Source organism: Maridesulfovibrio sp. (genome assembly GCF_965230075.1).
In the GTDB taxonomy this organism is placed as follows: domain Bacteria; phylum Desulfobacterota; class Desulfovibrionia; order Desulfovibrionales; family Desulfovibrionaceae; genus Maridesulfovibrio.
On the sequence record NZ_OZ245945.1, the window covers coordinates 2357735 to 2376738 of the forward strand.

Sequence of the window (19004 nt, forward strand, 5' to 3'; positions counted from 1 at the left end):
CTAGGGAACAGCGCGCAAGTGTAGGGAAGACCACGTGCGGTAAGACTGTCTCATTCTCTTTCATCCGGACTTTAACCGTCGGCTCCGGAGTCTCACCGGATCTGCTGACCCTTTTCACCGATTGAAAAGGCGCTCGCGGGCTGTCTTTAAATCTTTAAAGAATCACCGCCGGTGGGGAATTTCACCCCGCCCTGAGAATTAAGATGACTTTTTCTACTTAGAAACCCACCCCTTAGTCAAGGAGTTATGACAATAATTTATCCGAGCATAAGTTCTGAAGAATATCCTACTAACCATGTACACAATTTTTTTTTTAATATATTATTGCTATTGAAACGCATTTTTCAGGGTCATTCATACAGCATCTGAAGGGGACAATTATGAAACTTAAGAGCAAGCTCACTATTTTCCAAATAGCAACAATGATTATCTCTATTGCGTCACTCTGTTTCATCTTCATTTATCAACTAAACAAGTATTCTGACCGTGAAATGAAGGCATACCGAGATAAAATCTTCTCCCAGAAACTGGGAGAACTCACGGAACTGGTTAATATGGCGGACAAGACTGTTACTGCATATTTCAATAAGTCAAAGAACATTGAACTACTAAAAAAAGAAAAAGCAGACTCTCTAAAAAAAATCATCGATTCTGTTGCAAGCCAATTGAAAGCCTACAATGAAACCCACTCACAAAAACTTGCCAAGACTGAACTTGCCGAAGAACTCAAAAGACTTGTAAAATCTATCCGCTACGACGGCAGTAACTATATATGGATCAACGATATGGATGCTGCAATAGTGATGCACCCCGTATCAACACATCTCGACGGTAAAAATTTATCCAACATGCAGGATAGCAAGGGCAAATACCTATTCAGGGAAATGGTCAATATCTGCCGTAAAGATGGAGAAGGCATGGTCGACTATTGGTGGAAGAAACCAGACACTCAAAAAGACACTCAGAAAGTATCATATGTAAAGCTCATCCCGGAGTTGGGCTGGGTCATAGGCACAGGGGCATGGGTTGATGACATCACCTCCGAAATGCAAAGAAACGCCCTCACCCAGCTGTCAGAAATGCGCATGCAGGACGGCAACTACTTCTGGGTTAATGATTTGGATGCCAAGATGGTCATGCACCCGATAAAACCTGCTCTCAACGGGAAGGACCTATCCGGATTCAAGGACAAAAAAGGAAAAAACCTTTTCAGGGAAATGGTCGAAGTAGCCAAAAGCAAAGGCGAAGGTACTGTGGATTACTGGTGGGGAAAACCGGGCAAAACCGGAGTATACCCCAAGCTTTCCTTTGTAAAACTTTTCGAGCCTTGGGGCTGGATCATCGGCATGGGCGTATATACTGATGACATTGACCAGGCCCTGGCGCTCAAAAAAGAGGAATTACGCCAGACCATACGCTCCATGATCTTCATGGTTTTCATAGCAGCAGTCATTATTGGGTTGTTGTTAACCGCAGCAGCGACAGCATTTGCCAACAGGATAACCGCCTTGATAGGTGCGGAACCGGCTGAGCTTTCCGATATTGCAGAACAGATGTCACAAGGCAACCTGAACCTCGGGCTGAATGCAGACAATGCCCGAGGCGCCTTCAGGTCTATCGTAAACATGATTTTCGGCATTAAAAAAGTTGTTAACGATGTCCAGCGATCCACTGAAAATGTATCGGCCGGCAGCGAACAGCTTTCAGCCTCAGCACAAGCCCTGTCCCAAGGAGCCAACGAACAGTCCAAGGCGGTTGAGGACCTAACCTCCGCCATCACCCATATGAGCGGCAGCATTCGCGAAACAGCTGAGAATGCGCGTAAGACCGAAAAGATTACCACCATTGCCGCCAAGACCACCCATAATGGCAGTCAGGCTGTTCAGAAGAACCTGATAGCGATGACTGAGATTGCCGATAAGATCAGCATTGTCGAAGAAATCGCAAGACAAACCAACCTGCTAGCTCTCAACGCAGCCATCGAAGCAGCAAGGGCCGGAGAGCACGGCAAGGGATTCGCAGTTGTTGCAGCAGAAGTTCGTAAGCTAGCTGAAAGAAGCAGAATTGCGGCCACGGAAATCAGCGATCTTTCATCAAACAGCCTTAGTATTGCAAAAGAGACTGAACACAACCTAAAAGAGCTTATGCCTGAAATTGAAGAAACGACTAAGCTCATCAGGGGAATAACCGAATCCTGCGACAGACAGGATAGTGAGATAAAAAGTGTACAGCAATCAGCCAATCAACTGGAGATGGTGATTCAACAAAATGCTTCATCCTCAGAGCAAGTGGCGGCTACCTCGGAAGAGCTCTCGGCACAGGCGGAACATCTTCATTCAGCCATACTTTTCTTCAAGCTGGATTAAAAAACAAAAACCCCGTTCCATCTGGAACGGGGTTTTAAATTTTCTATATCCGAAGACTATTCTATTTAAAGCTGTCTTCAAAAAGCTTTTCAATAGCCTTTCTACCGTTATCCTCAAGAAAGCGGGTTCCGGTAGCAGTGAAATGACGATGAGTGATTTTAGGATCGGAACACTCAACCCATTTCTCTTTTTCCCAGCAGAACCACTGATTTTTGTCCTGAGAAAATACAAACAGGGGCTTGTTGCAGATCTTTGCGAACTCAGCGCCCCAGCCGGTTCCACCTTTTACGGTACCGTCTTCGAGGATATTACCAATGATAAAAATCTCGTGGCCGCTATTTACCTGCCAGCAGATGGACTGCAGGACTTTGCGAAAAATAGGAGCGCGGGTAAAGCTGCGGTTCATCAGCTTGGAAACATAAGTCAGGCTGACATCCTTGCTTTCCAGTTCTTTTTCAGTGAGTACACGCAGGCCGCGCTGACGGGCGTTCTGGTGACCTTCAAAACTGTAGTTAACTTCCTGCAGGCCGTACTTTTCAGCATTCACTCCGAACTCGCTTTCTGTGCCGGAAGCACCGCCACTATATAAAATGAACTCTTTAGGATTACTCATTTCTTCCTCCAGTGTTGGCTTGTCTAGATTCGTGAAAACGACTGATACATAAAAATGTTCAAGTCCACAATCAGGATTTTCGGTTGAACTACAATTTGCACCTGACTTGTTGCATACGATAAAATTTAGAACTTATCTACATAAAACAATGATTTTCACGGATTAAGAAATTCTAACCTTCCCCCAAAAGCAATAATTATTCTAAAAAAAGGTGTAGAGAAATATATTTCCTTCGAAGTTATGTTCAAACAATATAATTCAGCCTTTTTCCATTATGTAATGAAGTAAATGCATTAAATCTTAATGTATAAACACAAAAGACAACCTTGTTACAAAAATCACACACTCAAGACAGACGATTATACATCTACAAAAACAGGACAAACCTGTCAGGCACCACATAGACGCTATGACGTGATTTTTTTTCTCAGCAATGCGGTCTGGACAAAGAGCAAAAATAGTGTATTATGTCTTTGTTGATTCGGGCTGGAAAATCTCAAGACGAAAGTAGCTACGGCCAAACCGTATAGGAGGTTTTTATGAACAAACACAGCACTATAGAAGAGACTCCAGAAGCTTTGAAAAAATTGGAAAAGAACAACCCTCAAAAGTATCGTTCTGTAAGCAAGCATATTGCAGCCATGGTCAAGTCTCTGGATGAACAGGAAAAAAGTAGCTCTTCCGATTCAAAAGCGGAAGACGATCAGGACTAAGTCCTGCACCTCAATCTCTGACTCTATCTCACAAGTTGTCAACAAATCCGCAAATCACTAACGCGTCTGACTAGTTTGAATCAAGCCAGGCGGAAATGCTGTTGACAAAATCGCCGGATAAGCAATCGATCCACTCTTGGTCTGTCCCCATCCTTTCCGTGCCGGAAGGGGTATCATCAATCATGACGATTTGATGGGGGGCAGACTGGAATCCGGTCAACATAACCGGCACCACCCTCTTCCAGTCTCCGCTGACACCCCGGAAGCCGATAAAAGTCGGCAAACCGTCAGCAAGAACAGACGCGAGTCTTTCTGGGTATAGACATTCGTCAGGATGATCTATGGTCAGAATAACAAATTTAAAAAGCCCCGCAGGCAAGTCCATGCGGGGCATTTTTTTTGCCCCGTACCCTCTGGCCCAGACGCCTATGCGAGCTGCGTCAACTTTTGGAAGCCTCCGCAATTGCGCACAAGCCTTCTGCAAAATCGCATCATTAAGACTATCTACGCGCATAACAACTACGTCACGTCCGCAGAGATGACGGGCAACTTCATTAAACTGCCCATATGGGATATCGACCCCAAATCCACCTAGCACCACAGCAGGGAAAAGCCCTTTGGCCGCAGGAACAAACAAATCAAACTCGTCAACTTCGTCCTCAACTGAAAAAGCATCCACACGCCCTTTTACCGGATATTCAGCAGTTTCCCCCTCGGGCATCCACATAAAACGGTGAATCCAATGTTCATCCCCGGGCAGAAATACCACCGATCCTTTAACAGGCTCATCTTCATTAAATGACGGGCCGTAAGTGTATATGAAGTCACCATGCTCATATTTTTTAAGCTTACGAATTAAGCCGCTCTTGCGATCATGCAAAATCAACCGCCCATGCTCTGCGCGCGCATCAATGATGACGACCTGTCGCCCAGTTGAAGTCTCGTAATGTCCACGAAAGTCGTCTTCATTAAATGAATAGCCAGCCAAAGCGGAAAGTGAGCGGGCCTCCGAACCGCGCTTAAGAACCATAGTTGAGTTACCCACAGTAATGCCCTTGCCCTGCCGCAGGACCACAGCATTAGGGTTATCGGATGAACCGGTTTCAATATGCGGATATGATTTATGAATTTTGCGAACGGGCTTCGGCTCTGCATCTGCTTTTAATGCGGGTTGCTTATCAGCAGGAGCTGCTTTGCGCTCTGACTGCATGACCTTTATTTCTGAAACACGCTTATGCGAAGCACGGGAGAGAACGCCCTCCTTGAACTGCTTTGGCTTAGCCAGAACCTTTTCCTTAGGCACAGGCATTATCTTCTGCGCCTGCTGCTTCACTGCAACCGCATCCTTCTCAGCAAGTGAAACAAGCTCAATGCCAAGCCCATCGCGAACCTGATCGTGAGCCAAGTCCACAAAATCCAGTACAAAAAACACAATTAAAAAGTGCATCAAAATGGAAAGCAAAGCGGCAAGGTATCGCAATTATCCTCCAGAGGCTTAATACCAAGACTATTCCTGAATAAATATTTTTTCAACCTTTGAACCATTTTTTTATTTCATTCCAAGATGATAGAATTTGATTCCCCCTACAACTGAACAGGCAACCAAACAATATAAAAATAATAATTTGAATTAATGATTGACACTTACGAGGATTCCACATAAATCCTTCTTCACTTGAGTCGGGATGTAGCGCAGCCTGGGAGCGCACTTGAATGGGGTTCAAGGGGTCGGAGGTTCAAATCCTCTCATCCCGACCACAAGAAGGAACCCCGAAAGGCCACTGAGAAATCAGTGGCTTTTTTCTTTTCCAGCAACAAAAAAAAGCCGTGGACGAATCCACGGCTTTTTTGCGTTTAAATATCTGCCCACCCTATTCAGGCACAGCTACCTTACGCACGGTAATCTGATAGTTCTCAGGGATTCCATCCCCTGCATGATTAAACATAGGATCAAGCACAAGATAAGCTTCCTGCTCACCGTCCGCACACTGCTTGATCATCATATCTTTAGGCTCAATTTCAACTTCAGTATGAAAAGTCACAATCCTACGCATGGAGACAACAGCCTTTAAACCTTCAATGCGTTTGCCGTCTGCCTTAACGAGAACCACATCATCTTTAGCCATTCCGGGTAAAATCATTATATTTTCCTCATTTTTTATAGGTATAAGAACCGCGCTATCATAGGCTTGTGCGTTGGAATGTCAAATAGCTCCAAAAATAAGCAAAAAGTTGACACAATTAAAATCAATCTTATCAATTGATTCCATATCAAAAATTAAACGCAGGACAAACGAAATGATTTACCCCCTAATCAACCCTTACCCACTTAAGGACTGCCATAGTGATTTTGAGAAAAAACAAGCTGAACAAGGAATCCGAAAACTCCGCCCCCTGCAAGCTGCAGATACTCCTCACGACATTGCTGAGTTAGTAGAGCTCAATCCGTACAACAATTTATCGTCTGTACTTAATGACAAACTAGAAGAATCCACAGCCTATCAAGAAGCAAAAAAAATTGCCCCGCCACCCAAAAATGCTCCCCAAATAACCAAATATCAAAAAGACCACAAAAAAGTAAATCTCACTGCTGTTGACAAAGAGATTCACCACCTTGGGCATCAACTTGCCGAAGGTCAACATATTTTCCACGGAGGCATATGGCCACCTGATAACGGGATTCCTACAATCGGTTCGCACATTATTTTAGATCGTCCACTGTCAACTTCCTTTCATCCATCAGTAGCATCTAACCACTCAGCAAAACATTCTAAAAAAATTACAGAAAAATGTTACCAATACGATGAAATGACACAGGGCGACTTTAAAGAAAACAATGACCAGCTAGGTCAGGAAAGTATCTGGATAATACAAACCAAAGCACCCATCCCGGCCATAATATATGGCGATCACAGCGAACCTAAGCAGGAAAAGGAAGCCCTCATTGCATCAGGCTACAAGCTTACATGTAAAGACGTAAAAAAAGTTGGGGACATACTACTAATCAGCGTGGACATGGAATAACATTTAATCAAACACGAAAAAGCCCCTCGCAACATCGTTACAAGGGGCTTTGTAAATTCAAGCTGGCGGAGAGGAGAGGATTCGAACCTCCGATAGCGTTAACTATACACGCTTTCCAGGCGTGCTCCTTAAGCCGGACTCGGACACCTCTCCGCTTGGGTGAAAAAGGATTTAGCTAAATCGAACTTACTTGGCAAGCACTTTTTTCACTTATTTTGAATTAAACTTAAATTTTGCTGAGTTAGGAATTTCAACCATAGCGGAGCACAACGGATCGATATAATCATATTGAACAAATAATGCATTCCATAATCAATCTCAAGACATTGGAGAAATTATGAAAAAAGCACTTATCACAACCCTCTCGTTTTTAATCTTCACTCTACTTTTCTGTGGCGTAGCCTTCGCTGAAACCGCAACCTTTAATGCTCAAGGAAGAACGGTCGTTCCGGTTTTTTATACGCACTTTAGCAAAAGCGACAGCTTTACTTATAGCTTCATTTCAATCTCAAATATCACAAGTGAAGCCGTACAATGCAAAGTAACCATACTTGACCATGATGGAAATGACCAAACTCATCGCGGCTACATCGCGAGCGGACAGTATGGAGGCAACTCTGTTCCTAAGACCTACCCTGGGAATGGTGAATTTGAAATCCCTGCTTATGGCACCAGACTATTTTGTATCGCAGATACATCTCAGAAATATAGTATATATGGCCAAGCAATTATTGAATGGAAGTCCACTGACCCAAGAACAAGCAAAGCCCTCATGGGAACAATGAGATACTACGGTCAATCAGGAAGCACAGATAGAACAAGATCAGGCTCAATTGCCATCAACAACGGCCTGCCTTTCTAAACCTACGCTCTCAACCAAACAAGAAAAACCCCTCGCAACATCGTTGCAAGAGGCTTTATAAATTCAAGCTGGCGGAGAGGAGAGGATTCGAACCTCCGATAGCGTTAACTATACACGCTTTCCAGACGGGTAAGACAACAAGTTCAGCTAAGTAAATTCAAGCATTTTAGATACTTAAACTTTCTCAAATATGGTCAAATGTACCTGTTTTACCCCATATTTATTAAGTTTTGGTGCAAATTTGGTGCATGAATCCTAACAACTACAAGGTAAAAATTTTTAAATCTTTCTCCATATACATCCGAATCGCTGGCTTTAGAATAAAATAAAAATTTTCAATTTTATGATAGTCATGAAAAGTATGAACATCAATGCTATCCTTACCATGTGCGACTGCACATCTTCCCTGCCTCCACATATCAATAGATAGCTGCTTTGCATCTTCATATTGTTGTTTTTCTAAGTACTCATGTAACCACTTTGCCCTTTTTTTACCTTCCATCCCTATTTCTAAAATTTTAAACAATCCTAGATATTTAAAAAATATACTATTACTACTCACAGCCTCTTTATATAGCCCTAATGCTAAAAGCTGATCGTCAGATTTGGCCGAATACAAATATTTATCAAGATTAACTGCTTTGCGGAACTTGTTATGCCCCACAAAATCCGTAATCCCTTCGACCGGAACTGATCCCCCGGTATGCATAATGTCGTATATTGGAACATCAAAAAGCCACGAAAATTCACTTAAAAACATCCTACCAGCAATATGCGCCTGATGCTCCTTATCTGACTCTATGATAATTTGATTAGACAATGCTCTTGGATTTCGACTTTCATCTTTAGACTCAACCCTTTCTCTAACTATTTTTAAACTAAATTCACCATAGCGAACAACTGTCTCTTCTTGCTCTAAGTAAGCCGCAGAATCAAACGAAATAACTGAAAACAATACCAACTCCAAATTTTATGATGCGTTATAATAATTCAATTCTTTTCAATTAATTATTTTGACATCCTGTTTCAATATATTTCTTAAACTTGAAGTTGACAAGCAATCTTTACAGCTTTACAACTTACACATGTCAAAAGAACAAACTGTTTTTTCAATGCGCATGGATAAAGACTTCCATAAGCGTCTGAAAATTTTTGCCGCAGAACAGGAAGTGACCATCAAAGCAATGTTCATTGAATGTATGGAAAAGCGGATGGCAGAGGCCGAAAGGAAAAAGAAAGAAGAAAAAAAGTAATTAAAATTAAAGCGGCCCGGAAAGGTGTTGGAGCACCAGACCGAGCCTAACCACAAACAACCTAACACGGAGGTTGTCATGGCTGAAAAGAACTTAGCCAATTCACGCACTTCTGACAACAGTTCAGTTGTCGGTTATCCTACGCTTGCTGTCGAAGACGGCAAGCCTGTTGTTTCAACTCTTACTCTTGCCGAGCATTTTGGTAAGCAGCATAAGAATGTGTTGCAGGCAGTTGAAAAGCTCGAAATACCAGACAATTTTAGACAGCTGAATTTTCAGCCGTCCTCCTACCTCAACTCTCAGAACAAGCAAATGCCCTGCTTCAACCTAACCCGTGACGGCTTCGCCTATCTGGTTATGGGCTTCACTGGAAAGAAAGCTTCAGAGTGGAAAATTCGCTACCTTGAAGCCTTCAATGCTATGGAGCAAGAGCTTATCCGCAGACAGTGCAACACCCCCATGCAGACACCAGCAGAGCTACCGGAAGAATCGGAGCACCCGCGCTGGTATAATTTCGTCTACGCATTCGTTCAGGCAGAATGCCGCCCTGATCCGGGCAGCAGGATTTCAAAAGAAGCCATTTACGAGCATTATTGTAACTTCTGCATACGGAACAACGCCAGCCCGGTACACCGTATTCGCTTCTTCACCACCCTGTATTGCCACGCTACCTATATAAAGGAGACGCGCCCGCAGATTGATGGCAAACGTCCTCGCCTGCTGGCAAACATAGCCGTTACCCCGTGGCAATCAGCACCCAAAGAAGCCTTAAAATTGTGCGCACCATCAACCAGATCAGGACCACCGCAACCACGGACGGTCACCCCGGAAGTGCAGCCCGCGCGCATTGGCCATAATTACATGACCACAGCAAAAGAGGTAATGCTCCGGGACATTGAGAGCCGCCCACGCGAAGAGCGACAGGCACTGCTTATGGCATATGATGCTCTTATTGAAGCTGAACAGGTTTTGAACGGGGAGGTGCGTAATGGCTGAGAAAGATTTAGGATGCTGCGTTTCGGATATGTTGTCGGCTGCATGCTCCCTCGAATATCTGCGGGACAAAATGGAAGAAGAACACCGCTACGGCGAAGCATACATTATAGACTTGATTACCAAGACGATATCAGAAGGGGCAGAAGCTTTTAGTACTTATGAGATGAAGGAACAGCAAAAGAAAGAGCGGAAAGGGAAGCCTGCGGCGGTATTGAGGTTGATTCGGTAGATTAATAAACTAAAAAGAATGCCCCAGCAAAGAGCTGAGGCATTCTTTTTACTATTCCTATTCTTTAGAGAATCTACCTACTCCCATAAAGTAACACCACGCCCCTACGAATGGGATAGCAAAAACAGATGCACACGCTCCTCCAATAGCGGCTGCGGCTAAGCCTTTTACTTTAAAGCCTGAGCAACTCATCTCAGATTCTTTAATGCCAGACTCCGCCATTATTTTTTGTGTAAGTTCAAGACATTTTTCTTCGTTCATTAAAACTCCGTCTAATTGAAATAGTTACATGGTTACAAAAAAAGCGGTGTACTCTGTATGAGTACACCGCCTAAAAACGCCAAAAAGTCATCGGACGCACCTATCTTGTTGTAGGCTTGTCGGACTTCTCCACCGCTACAGACACATTGTCATCATTTTATAGACTCAAATTATCCACTAATTTAAAGAACAGCTTTTGAACTGGCGGTGATTCAGCTCAACTGGCGCAACCTTAGTTAATCACAAAATAAAAGTCAAGCAACAATTTACACTCTCTCCCCCTCAACCGAAGTCACATACCCCCCACTCCCCAACTTATGAGTAGCGCGGGTAATAGACCAAAGCCCATTCTTCTCAGCCCGAAAACCAGAAAGCAAAAGCCTACACTCTGCCCTTAATTCCGGCCTTCCCGGAAGGCTTCCCGAAAGAATATGCTTGCTCCGGTAAAATGAATCTAACTTGCCACGTGCAGCCTTTAATGCTGCCTCTGAATTAGGATAGATATTTCTAATTCGGTGGATAGGCTCACCAACCCCGGCCACCTCTTCTATGTCTTTAGCTGCTTCCACATCACGCCAGTGAGCAATGACTGTTTTAAAATCAGCATTCCATGAAATATCAAGATTGAAATTTGTTACCTGATCCGGGACTAAATTAAATACAGGCATCTTCATTCCTGATACGGTTTTACCTTGTCCTTTTCGGGCAAATATTAGCTTACCTGCATTGGCTTTTGCTATCGCATCATAGTTCATGGAGATACGGGTAAGCAGGTGAATATCCGATTCATCTATCTGGTCGATATGAGGCAATACAATTTTGAATAAATCTTGAGAAATTGCAGGAATAAGCCCATGATCAGCGGCAACAGTAGTAACCAACTGGCCTATTGTCTGTGGCCTCCATGAACGAACCTTTTGTGTTTGAAGCTGGGAAAACTCTTTGCTCTTTTCCTGCGGTGCACCAGCGGCCTTAATAATCATTTTATCCGGTGGCCCGGGCAGGCGCACGGAGTTCAGGACATATAGCCCCATAAAGGTTGCAGCCTTGCCATAGCCGAGCCAGACTTTAAACTGACTCCCGGCTGGCGGCACTGCATAGCCCTTATCATTAATGGATATGTCTAACGAATCAGATTTTACCCCGGCTTCATCGGTGATAGTCAGGGAAATTAAATCGTTCTGAATGGCGGCGGTAATGTCCTTACCGTTACATTCCACGCGGTAAACTGGCTTGTGAGTTAATCCCATAAGCTGGTTCCCTGATCCGGTTCCGGTGTTGCGATTTTCGGCAAAATGATTTCAACCCCGGCTTCCAGTACCGCACCCAGATCAACAAGGCCGGGATTAGCTTCAAGCACTTCCGGCACAGCAGATTCAGTGCCGTAATGCTTCCAGCATATGCGGTCCAGCATGTCGCCGTCTTTGGTGGTATAAATGATCATTCTTCGAACCGCTCTATTTTGATGGAAAAGTCTTGCTGCTGTGCAACGCCATCTTGAAAAAATACGCTGTCATTTCCAGTTACAGAAAGGATAATCCACTTGTCGTGAACATTGCCCTGCCCGTCCACCATCATAAGCGGTTCGCCCGCGTTCATCATTTTGCGCATTTCATCAATCTGGGTAAGCCCGCCTTTATAGGTCGGATAAATTACGCCGGGCAAAGTGATAGCATCATCCCCCGGCCCTAAATCTTGATGGGCAACTCGCTTGCCGATCCGTTGTATTTTTGCCCAACGTCTAGCCGTTGAACGCTGCAAAGCCTGATACGCGGCAGTATCAACGCTGAAGATAAAATCACCTAATTTGAGCATTCCCATAACTTCACCTTTTAATCATGCAGGGCCAGCCGTGCATCGTTCCGGCCTTCTTCTTCAAGTCTACGCATAACCGCTTCCGCGATTTCTTCAGGGTCTTGCCCCGGCGAGGCATGGACTTGAATATCGTATTTATTGGAAATGGATTGCTGAGACTGACTTGAACGGAGTTCCACGGGTAGGGCCTGTGTTATGGTTTCGGTTCTGGCCTCGGCAACGGGCATCGACTTCTTCACGGCATCACCGACTTTCGGCAATGGTTCTTCCTCTTCTTCATCGTCACCGAAACCGAAAAAACTCCCAACACTGGAAACAACGCTTCCTACCGTATCAATCAGCCCGGAAAAGAATTCTTTGATAGGCTCCCAGTACTTCCAGATAAGCATAGCCCCGCCGACCACGGCCCCGACAATCAAACCGATAGGGTTAGCAGCAATAGCGGCACCTATGGCCTTAATTCCGGTTGCAACAAAGGGCAGGCTTTGCCCAACAGTTACCAACGAGCTTGCAAAGCTGACCATGCCGATAGTGGCCTTACCAGCCATAACCGCGCCGACCATTATTGCTACGTTTTCAATACCTCCTACAGCGGAGACAAAACCCGCGACCATGGAGCCTACCTTATATAAACCCTTGCCGAAATTCATAACCGCCGGGATCATCTCGCGCACGGCATCGCCTACGCCCATAAGATCGTCTTTGTGGGAACGGACGTAGTCGGCAAGCTTGGGTGCATATTCGGAAATGAGCGGAGCCAGTGCGCCACCGATCAGGCCAGAAATTTCAGCGGCAACCGAACCGACCACCGTGGACATTTGAGAAAAAGCGGTATTGTAATCAGCCGCGCCCTTGCGCCCTTCTTCAGATAGAACATTAAGCCGCTTTTGCTGGGCTATGATTTCGTCCACGCCTTCCTTACGCGTCCGCAGATAGCCGAAAAATTTGTTAGCTTCACCGCCCATGAGAATATCAGCGGCGGCTGAAGCCTGTTGACCATCCGGCATAGCTTTGATTGCCTCGGCTATGCGCTTGAACTGTTCTTCCGGGGCAATGCCTTGAAGCTCTTCAAAGGATAAGCCGAGCATTTCAAGAGATTCTTTAACCGGGGTAATCTCTTCAAGCCCGGCACTTTCGCCCAGCTTGTTATTCATTTCTTCAATGAGGTCGCCCACGGTATCCACTTCGAATCCGGCTTCCTTGGCAATGCCTCCCCATGCCTGAAATTCTTCAGCGGATACGCCCAAGGCCCGTGCAAGCTTGACCTGTTCGCCTGTGGCCTGATTCGCCATAGTAACCGCAGTCCCAACAGCAGCGGCCCCGGCAACAACAGTAGCCCCGATCATGCCCCCGGTGCGCGCCAGACTACCCACCTGTGCTTTCATCTTGCCGCCAGCTTCTACAGCGGCGGACATTTTCTTATAAGCCTTGCGTGATTTATCAAGCTGGCGGGAAAGCTTGCGGTGCGCTCCGGTGAGGTTCTTAGTATCAACCCCGGCCTTTTCCAGTTCTGAACCCAAGGAAGCAAGTTTATTCTGATTGGCCTTGTACGCCTTGGCCGCTTTGTCGGCGGCGGCTTCAGCGCGTTTAACCTCATTCAGCATCTTTTTTGTGGGCTTGAGGTGTTTTTCGTATTCCTTGCGGAGCATGGAGGCATCGCGTTTTAATTCCCGGTAGGCTTTGCCGGATTCGCGCACGGCGGCGGGGTCATACTGATTAAGCAAATCCATCTTGGCGCGGGCTTCCTTAAGTTCATCAGCATAAAGTGAAACATCACCGGACAACAGCTTCAGAGAATCCCCTACCCTGCCTTGCCGGGCTTCTACTTCCTGAAGCGCGGAGCCGATCTTATCAAATACGGTTTCAGTTTCAGCCATACCGGAACTGAAGTCGCCGAACCGGGAATCAGTATCTTTGACAGCATCCCCCACGGAAACAAGTCCACTTTGGACACTGCCCATAGAGCTACCAAAGGTGGACTTAACCACGCCGCCTACTTCAACGACTGCTGAATATTTCTTACTTGCCATTTTGAAGCCGCCTTACTTCCCGTACATCATGCAAAAAATCTACAGAATCCATGTCCATAATCTCGGCCCGGCTCCAGCCCGTAAAATGGGCCAGAGCCAGAACCGCGCGCCTTACTTCCTTCGGGTCTAGGACAAAAAAGACTTGTATTCCTTCTGAAGGGATTTGTAGTCTTTCATATCCAAGTCCATGATGATTTCAGGCGAGACTTCGCAAAGGTTAGCAAAGAGGTTTACTTCTATATCTTCGTCAGACTTACTTGATTTCTTAGAGGCCACCTGATCCCGCACTTTAGGACGGCGCATTTCAAGGGTTTTGATTTCAGTTCCTTTGGACTCAACCGGATATTCAAGTGTTATAGTAGTCATTGCTTACAATCCTAATGCGTTGCGGCGTGCTTCAAGCTGATCCACGCCATTAATCTTACGAATCATGTTGGGAACATCAATTTCATGGAGAACTACGCCGCCCTGTTCACGTTTGTAGTATTCGGGCTTAATAGTGAACGTCTGTGTATTATCCTCTCCGGGCTTCCAGTCTCCGTCTTCAATATCAGTGATCAAGCCACGCATATTGATTACAACCGGGGTTGCGTTACCATTACCAGATTCAACGGAGCCACGAGCGGTAATTTGGGGCTTTTCACCGACAACCACTCCCCAGAGCGTCAACACTTCAGGGAAATGTCCGGTCAGAACAAATGAAGCTTCAAGAGCTTCCATACCCATTTCAACGGGCACAGAAGAATCCATGCCTCCTGCACGGTGGTCACTGGTCTTAAGGGACAGCTTAGGAGGCTTGAAGGATTCGATATTCCCCGCAAATCCATAGCCGTCTACGGATAAATTCAGATTCTTCAGTTTATTGTCAGCAAGGCCCATTTAAAATACCTCCTCAAAGTAATCGTTAACCCTGCGGCTCTGAAAGGTGATCCGTTCAGCAGGAGCAGGCGCGGTGAAAGCAAAGTCAAAATAGACATGGCCCGCTGCAAGCTGATCCGGGCTATTGAGTTCGGGATCGGCCCAGCATTCACCGCCGAGAATCGCACCCTTGTTTTTCAGGTTTCGCAGGTAATTGTTTACGCCTTCAACCACGTCTTCAAAGTAAGTCTTAGTTATATTGCGATCCACGGCCCAGAGGTGAGCCTGAAGCAGAGATTCGTTGATCATGTCCGCAGTACGGCGCACGGAAATGAAAGCCCACTTGGGATCACTGCCGCAAAGACGGTTACCCCAAAGCCGGAAACCATCTTCATTGATGATTGTGGCCACATTCTTTTCGTTAAGCAGGTTAGCCCGGCAATTGGCATCACCAAGGGCAAAATCAACCGGGCGACCTGTACCGGAAATGCCCATAATTTCCTGATTTGAAGGCGACCACCAAAAGCCCTTGTCGTCATCCATTTTGGCAATCAGGCCAGCGACACGCGCGGAAGGAGGTTCATTTTCATAAACACCATTGCGGAATACCTTCACCCACGGGTCAACCATGTAACAGCGTCCGCCAAGCTGGTTTTCCATGGCGATTGCATCCGCGTCATTGGTATTGGGACCATCCACCAGCACGATTGCCCGCAAGCGGTTTGCAATCCCTTCGAGTTCTGCGACAACGGGATTTTTAAGAAATGTGCCGGGGTTCTCGCTGTCTTCGTCCTGCTGGTGCGTGAAGCCCGGAGCCAGCAACAAACGCGGAGTAAAACCAACGGCAGACTTGCAACCGAGCAACGCTTGAACACCTTCATATTCTCCGGTGTTTTCATCTACGCCGCCGAGAACGTTGGTCATGGTGGCGGCAATGTCCGCACCTTCTTCAACGCGGATCACGATTACCACCGCGCCAATCTGGTCAAAGATTGCATCAATGGCATTAGGCAGGGTTCCGCTAGCACCAAGCTTTGCAGCTTCGCGGCGGTTGCCCGCGATCATGGTCGGCTTGTTAATGGGAAATGCGGCATTATCAGCATCCGGCGCGGTGCCGATAATGCCGATAACCGAAGAGCGCACCGTGCGAATAGTGCGCGGGCCATCGTCAATTTCGATTACTTCAGGGCCATGAAGGAAATTTTCACCCATGGTTAGTCCTCCTTGCGGCCTATAATGATAGTCCGCAAAACGTTAATCATCTGACCCTGTGCGGTCAGTTCATCCTCTGTTGTATTGGCACTTGCCAAGGCGGTTTCAGCGGCGACTAATTCAGCATTGGTCGGATCGCCTATCTGGTTAGGGTCAACCAGCCGCACATGAATTTTGTATGATTTACCTTCGTGGTAAACAGTCATGTCCGGGTTGCGCCGGGCATAATCAAAAATCCAACCCGCCAGAGTGGGAATATGTTTTTTTAATGCTTCAAGCATGGGGCCTCCTTATCCCTGTTTATCCAGATTGAATGTGACTTCATCTATCCGCGTTTCATCGCCTTTGGTCGGTTTGACCTCAATGGCGATTTTGCGGAATGTATTCGTAGGCGTAGTCTTGACCGTGTCGATAACTACAGCTTTCGGGTTGGTGGGATCATCGTCAGTGACAAGAGTTGCGGACTCAATGTCCACGGCGGTATAATCAGCATTAGCAAATGCAGCGTCTGCCGCACCTGTAGCGATGCCAATGGAGGGTTTGCGATGGACGAGAGTAGGCGGCTCGGTGAGTCCTGCGGCTGATATATCAGCTGTATAAACTTTCATGGCATCAAACCCTGATGATGCCATTATGAACTCTCTGATTTTGCAGGTGATAGAATCTCCCTGAGCACTACCCAGCAAGGAGCCTCGTTTGGGGGTAATGTTTTTAAGAAAATCAAAATTAATATTATCGACCTGTGCGTGTTGCTCCAGATCATCAAATGACTGAGGTTTGTTAGCACCATACGACCAGCCGATATGTGCGGAACCATTGCTGTACGAGGCCATAATCCATACATCGGCATTATCAGCCGGTGCCGGACAGCTGACATTAACCCGGCCTATTTCACCGTCCCGCAAATATAATTTTCCAGAGTATGAATAGACCCAAATCCCCGGCTCATCGCCGCCACTGGGCATGGGTTCCTCGCTGGGATATCCATCAACAAATGTCATCTCCAGAAAACGGGTGCGAGAAAAATCAATGTCCTTAAATCTGTACAAAAATGTCCAGCCGTCAGATTTCCAAATGGTGTTGGCAATAGACAACGTACCGGGGATATTGAGGACGCCGTACTCCGCCCAGCCCTCAGCATCCACAGACAGTAACGATGCGGATGTAGACCATGTAGCCTCCGCTGCATCCCAGAGGTCTCCCTCATGCTCCACCGGAACTAATGGGTTATTCGCAGTCAGCCCCGTCCAAACGTATCGACTGATTGCACCAGCAGCTTCCTCCGTGACATTTTTAGCTGTGACAATCCCTTTATCTGTCAAAAACTCATCATTATCAGCTATCGGATCGAGTGAAACAAATGATGTCTCTGTCGTGCGTGCATCTACATCGTGTCCAGAGCCACGTATTACAATACGAGCACTGACGCGCATCCAATCAGACTCACCGTCACCCTGCAAAACAGGGTTTGACCGCAGCACGGCTCCATAATCCAGAGCAACACCAGCAGCCGAGGCATTCACGTATTCAATCCATGTTTGAGGTTTTGCAGCTTCATCAGTAATGAGAAAAACAGGAGCGGTGCTAATCCGGGTAACAGTGGACCATTCAGACCAGCCAAGGACCGTACCTTTGTGGCGACCTTCAATGGAATAGTCGCGGTCTACCTTGAGCAACCCGGCAAGCAACTTGTACGCTTCCCCGGCGGTCAGTTCCGGTGAGGTCCAGATAACTTCGCCTCCAGCATTGAGCACCCGGTACTGATCAGCAGCATGAGTATCTTCTCCGCCGATAACAGCAAAAGCGGACATGGAAAGCATGGGCTGTTCAAGAACGTTGGTTGCACCGTTGGCAGGAGTAAGGACAATGGGCCGTTTGACGTATGTGAAAACTTCACGGGTCTCAAATACAACAACTTCCGACCATTCAGAAATCAAACCGCTTTTTAATTTACGGCGGCAACGTACTTTGTATTTTGTCTTCCCGGCCTGAAGCATTCCGGCGGGCTGTTCATAGCCGCTGGAAATAGTAGACAGAAAACCGGAATCATGAACGGGATTTGAAAAATTGCCCGTGTTCAAATCAATCTGAACCTGAATAGCTTCTTCGGTATCACGGGCGAAATACGGCACAAATTCACGGAACCGATAAATAGGGGTTTCACCTACATTTTCATCACCATTGGCAGGGCTAAGAATTTCCGGGGTTCCGGTTGCCCGGCGATCCAACATGTCTTGATGTGCTTCAGGGTTAGTGTTGTGGTCGCCTATGTCGTCATGGGTAGCGAGAAGCACCGGGGATTGATTGACGGTGATTTCCTTTGCAAGGCCCGTTAAAACAGCCATTTTGAAAATTTTTTCCAACGGAGCCGCATTTGCTGGAAGGGCCGGAATGTAATCTGACCGATCACCCGCATAATCAACTGCGAAAAGGATTTCGCCTCTTGTGGGATGATCCGCAAAAATTCCAATTTCCCTTAAAGCAAAGCCGTCTTGAAGCCCTGCATTAGTCAGGAAAACACTTACTTCATACATCCCCACAGGTTCATCACTTTTTGGGATAGATACGGGCTTCACTGATTCTGGACTGATAGCAAGGGACATTGCTTCATTCACCAATGCTTCCATTTCTGCCGGGGAATCTACTTGTTCTTGATTCCATACGCCGGACCCGACCGCCGCGCGGGTAAAATTGAGAGTTACACCAGTTCCCAATAGTCCAAGCAGTTCTAACCCGTAGCGAGTGGGTACTGTTCCGATAAAATCTGCCATA

21 protein-coding genes, 2 tRNA genes and 1 riboswitch are annotated in these 19004 nt (G+C 46.3%); of the genes, 8 read left to right on the top strand and 15 right to left on the bottom strand.

Going from position 1 to position 19004, the window contains the following annotated elements:
* Positions 1 to 48: 48 nt before the first annotated feature.
* A riboswitch (FMN riboswitch) is annotated at positions 49 to 203 on the bottom strand.
* 177 nt (positions 204 to 380) lie between these two features.
* The gene (locus ACO05Z_RS10615) at positions 381 to 2366 is read left to right on the top strand and encodes a methyl-accepting chemotaxis protein (RefSeq protein ID WP_421902159.1); all 1986 of its coding nucleotides are present in this window, start codon (positions 381 to 383) and stop codon (positions 2364 to 2366) included.
* A gap of 61 nt (positions 2367 to 2427) precedes the next feature.
* On the opposite strand, the gene ACO05Z_RS10620 is transcribed toward ACO05Z_RS10615, so the two are convergent.
* Complete coding sequence (locus ACO05Z_RS10620) at positions 2428 to 2979, bottom strand: hypothetical protein (RefSeq protein WP_421902160.1); 552 nt, start codon at positions 2977 to 2979, stop codon at positions 2428 to 2430.
* A 539-nt stretch (positions 2980 to 3518) separates the two neighbouring features.
* Between ACO05Z_RS10620 and ACO05Z_RS10625 the strand changes: the two genes are divergently transcribed.
* The gene (locus ACO05Z_RS10625) at positions 3519 to 3692 is read left to right on the top strand and encodes a hypothetical protein (RefSeq protein ID WP_421902161.1); all 174 of its coding nucleotides are present in this window, start codon (positions 3519 to 3521) and stop codon (positions 3690 to 3692) included.
* A 70-nt stretch (positions 3693 to 3762) separates the two neighbouring features.
* Here the strand turns inward: ACO05Z_RS10625 and ACO05Z_RS10630 are convergent, their stop codons facing one another.
* A complete protein-coding gene (locus tag ACO05Z_RS10630; RefSeq protein WP_421902162.1) occupies positions 3763 to 5172 on the bottom strand; it encodes a hypothetical protein in 1410 nt (469 codons plus the stop codon).
* A 201-nt stretch (positions 5173 to 5373) separates the two neighbouring features.
* On the opposite strand from ACO05Z_RS10630, the gene ACO05Z_RS10635 reads away from it, so the two are divergent.
* Positions 5374 to 5450 (top strand) — tRNA-Pro (locus tag ACO05Z_RS10635).
* A gap of 113 nt (positions 5451 to 5563) precedes the next feature.
* Here the strand turns inward: ACO05Z_RS10635 and ACO05Z_RS10640 are convergent.
* On the bottom strand, positions 5564 to 5833 hold the full coding sequence (locus ACO05Z_RS10640; protein WP_420247341.1) for a hypothetical protein: 270 nt from the start codon (positions 5831 to 5833) through the stop codon (positions 5564 to 5566).
* Between the two features lie 157 nt (positions 5834 to 5990).
* Between ACO05Z_RS10640 and ACO05Z_RS10645 the strand changes: the two genes are divergently transcribed.
* Positions 5991 to 6716: a hypothetical protein gene (locus ACO05Z_RS10645; RefSeq protein ID WP_421902163.1), complete on the top strand. Its 726-nt coding sequence runs from the start codon at positions 5991 to 5993 to the stop codon at positions 6714 to 6716.
* Positions 6717 to 6779: 63 nt separating this feature from the next.
* Here ACO05Z_RS10645 and ACO05Z_RS10650 read toward each other — a convergent pair.
* A tRNA-Ser gene (locus ACO05Z_RS10650) sits at positions 6780 to 6869 on the bottom strand.
* Between the two features lie 184 nt (positions 6870 to 7053).
* Between ACO05Z_RS10650 and ACO05Z_RS10655 the strand changes: the two genes are divergently transcribed.
* A complete protein-coding gene (locus ACO05Z_RS10655; RefSeq protein WP_421902164.1) occupies positions 7054 to 7578 on the top strand; it encodes a hypothetical protein in 525 nt (174 codons plus the stop codon).
* Positions 7579 to 7840: 262 nt separating this feature from the next.
* On the opposite strand, the gene mauJ is transcribed toward ACO05Z_RS10655, so the two are convergent.
* Positions 7841 to 8533 (bottom strand): methylamine utilization protein MauJ, encoded by a 693-nt coding sequence (gene mauJ, locus ACO05Z_RS10660; RefSeq protein WP_421902165.1) that lies wholly within the window; start codon positions 8531 to 8533, stop codon positions 7841 to 7843.
* A 130-nt stretch (positions 8534 to 8663) separates the two neighbouring features.
* Here mauJ and ACO05Z_RS10665 point away from each other — a divergent pair, with 130 nt between their 5' ends.
* The 3 genes from ACO05Z_RS10665 (at position 8664) to ACO05Z_RS10675 (ending at position 10056) form a co-directional block, all read left to right on the top strand.
* Positions 8664 to 8831, top strand: coding sequence for a ribbon-helix-helix protein (locus tag ACO05Z_RS10665; protein ID WP_421902166.1), 168 nt, complete (start codon positions 8664 to 8666; stop codon positions 8829 to 8831).
* Positions 8832 to 8909: 78 nt separating this feature from the next.
* Positions 8910 to 9827, top strand: a complete 918-nt coding sequence (locus tag ACO05Z_RS10670) for a Rha family transcriptional regulator (RefSeq protein WP_421902167.1) — start codon at positions 8910 to 8912, stop codon at positions 9825 to 9827.
* The gene (locus tag ACO05Z_RS10675; RefSeq protein ID WP_421902168.1) at positions 9820 to 10056 is read left to right on the top strand and encodes a hypothetical protein; all 237 of its coding nucleotides are present in this window, start codon (positions 9820 to 9822) and stop codon (positions 10054 to 10056) included. The genes ACO05Z_RS10670 and ACO05Z_RS10675 overlap by 8 nt, the downstream gene beginning before the upstream one ends.
* 57 nt (positions 10057 to 10113) lie before the next feature.
* On the opposite strand, the gene ACO05Z_RS10680 is transcribed toward ACO05Z_RS10675, so the two are convergent.
* From ACO05Z_RS10680 to ACO05Z_RS10725, 10 genes are all read right to left on the bottom strand, one after another.
* Positions 10114 to 10317 carry a hypothetical protein gene (locus ACO05Z_RS10680; RefSeq protein ID WP_421902169.1) on the bottom strand — a complete coding sequence of 68 codons (204 nt, stop codon included), beginning with the start codon at positions 10315 to 10317 and terminating at the stop codon, positions 10114 to 10116.
* Positions 10318 to 10583: 266 nt separating this feature from the next.
* Positions 10584 to 11567, bottom strand: a complete 984-nt coding sequence (locus ACO05Z_RS10685) for a contractile injection system protein, VgrG/Pvc8 family (RefSeq protein ID WP_421902170.1) — start codon at positions 11565 to 11567, stop codon at positions 10584 to 10586.
* The gene (locus tag ACO05Z_RS10690) at positions 11558 to 11761 is read right to left on the bottom strand and encodes a tail protein X (RefSeq protein WP_421902171.1); all 204 of its coding nucleotides are present in this window, start codon (positions 11759 to 11761) and stop codon (positions 11558 to 11560) included. Before ACO05Z_RS10690 ends, ACO05Z_RS10685 begins: the two co-directional genes overlap by 10 nt.
* Complete coding sequence (locus ACO05Z_RS10695; protein ID WP_015851989.1) at positions 11758 to 12138, bottom strand: phage tail protein; 381 nt, start codon at positions 12136 to 12138, stop codon at positions 11758 to 11760. Before ACO05Z_RS10695 ends, ACO05Z_RS10690 begins: the two co-directional genes overlap by 4 nt.
* 11 nt (positions 12139 to 12149) lie before the next feature.
* Complete coding sequence (locus tag ACO05Z_RS10700; protein WP_421902172.1) at positions 12150 to 14162, bottom strand: phage tail tape measure protein; 2013 nt, start codon at positions 14160 to 14162, stop codon at positions 12150 to 12152.
* 126 nt (positions 14163 to 14288) lie between these two features.
* Entirely contained in the window at positions 14289 to 14528 is a 240-nt protein-coding gene (locus ACO05Z_RS10705) for a phage tail assembly protein (RefSeq protein WP_421902173.1), read from the bottom strand.
* A gap of 3 nt (positions 14529 to 14531) precedes the next feature.
* A complete protein-coding gene (locus tag ACO05Z_RS10710) occupies positions 14532 to 15041 on the bottom strand; it encodes a phage major tail tube protein (RefSeq protein ID WP_421902174.1) in 510 nt (169 codons plus the stop codon).
* Positions 15042 to 16232, bottom strand: coding sequence for a phage tail sheath C-terminal domain-containing protein (locus ACO05Z_RS10715; protein WP_421902175.1), 1191 nt, complete (start codon positions 16230 to 16232; stop codon positions 15042 to 15044).
* 2 nt (positions 16233 to 16234) lie between these two features.
* Positions 16235 to 16513: a hypothetical protein gene (locus tag ACO05Z_RS10720; RefSeq protein ID WP_421902176.1), complete on the bottom strand. Its 279-nt coding sequence runs from the start codon at positions 16511 to 16513 to the stop codon at positions 16235 to 16237.
* Between the two features lie 9 nt (positions 16514 to 16522).
* The gene (locus tag ACO05Z_RS10725; protein ID WP_421902177.1) at positions 16523 to 19003 is read right to left on the bottom strand and encodes a hypothetical protein; all 2481 of its coding nucleotides are present in this window, start codon (positions 19001 to 19003) and stop codon (positions 16523 to 16525) included.
* Position 19004: the final 1 nt, after the last annotated feature.

Bases quoted from the DNA above. Each gene is read 5' to 3' on its own strand.
- ACO05Z_RS10700 (WP_421902172.1), bottom strand. From the start codon at position 14,162: ATGGCAAGTAAGAAATATTCAGCAGTCGTTGAAGTAGGCGGCGTGGTT.
- ACO05Z_RS10720 (WP_421902176.1), bottom strand. From the start codon at position 16,513: ATGCTTGAAGCATTAAAAAAACATATTCCCACTCTGGCGGGTTGGATT.
- ACO05Z_RS10620 (WP_421902160.1), bottom strand. From the start codon at position 2,979: ATGAGTAATCCTAAAGAGTTCATTTTATATAGTGGCGGTGCTTCCGGC.
- ACO05Z_RS10695 (WP_015851989.1), bottom strand. From the start codon at position 12,138: ATGGGAATGCTCAAATTAGGTGATTTTATCTTCAGCGTTGATACTGCC.
- ACO05Z_RS10655 (WP_421902164.1), top strand. From the start codon at position 7,054: ATGAAAAAAGCACTTATCACAACCCTCTCGTTTTTAATCTTCACTCTA.
- ACO05Z_RS10625 (WP_421902161.1), top strand. From the start codon at position 3,519: ATGAACAAACACAGCACTATAGAAGAGACTCCAGAAGCTTTGAAAAAA.
- ACO05Z_RS10685 (WP_421902170.1), bottom strand. From the start codon at position 11,567: ATGGGATTAACTCACAAGCCAGTTTACCGCGTGGAATGTAACGGTAAG.
- ACO05Z_RS10715 (WP_421902175.1), bottom strand. From the start codon at position 16,232: ATGGGTGAAAATTTCCTTCATGGCCCTGAAGTAATCGAAATTGACGAT.
- ACO05Z_RS10725 (WP_421902177.1), bottom strand. From the start codon at position 19,003: ATGGCAGATTTTATCGGAACAGTACCCACTCGCTACGGGTTAGAACTG.
- ACO05Z_RS10690 (WP_421902171.1), bottom strand. From the start codon at position 11,761: ATGATCATTTATACCACCAAAGACGGCGACATGCTGGACCGCATATGC.
- ACO05Z_RS10645 (WP_421902163.1), top strand. From the start codon at position 5,991: ATGATTTACCCCCTAATCAACCCTTACCCACTTAAGGACTGCCATAGT.
- ACO05Z_RS10675 (WP_421902168.1), top strand. From the start codon at position 9,820: ATGGCTGAGAAAGATTTAGGATGCTGCGTTTCGGATATGTTGTCGGCT.
- ACO05Z_RS10640 (WP_420247341.1), bottom strand. From the start codon at position 5,833: ATGATTTTACCCGGAATGGCTAAAGATGATGTGGTTCTCGTTAAGGCA.
- ACO05Z_RS10705 (WP_421902173.1), bottom strand. From the start codon at position 14,528: ATGACTACTATAACACTTGAATATCCGGTTGAGTCCAAAGGAACTGAA.
- ACO05Z_RS10670 (WP_421902167.1), top strand. From the start codon at position 8,910: ATGGCTGAAAAGAACTTAGCCAATTCACGCACTTCTGACAACAGTTCA.
- ACO05Z_RS10680 (WP_421902169.1), bottom strand. From the start codon at position 10,317: ATGAACGAAGAAAAATGTCTTGAACTTACACAAAAAATAATGGCGGAG.
- ACO05Z_RS10615 (WP_421902159.1), top strand. From the start codon at position 381: ATGAAACTTAAGAGCAAGCTCACTATTTTCCAAATAGCAACAATGATT.
- ACO05Z_RS10665 (WP_421902166.1), top strand. From the start codon at position 8,664: ATGTCAAAAGAACAAACTGTTTTTTCAATGCGCATGGATAAAGACTTC.
- ACO05Z_RS10710 (WP_421902174.1), bottom strand. From the start codon at position 15,041: ATGGGCCTTGCTGACAATAAACTGAAGAATCTGAATTTATCCGTAGAC.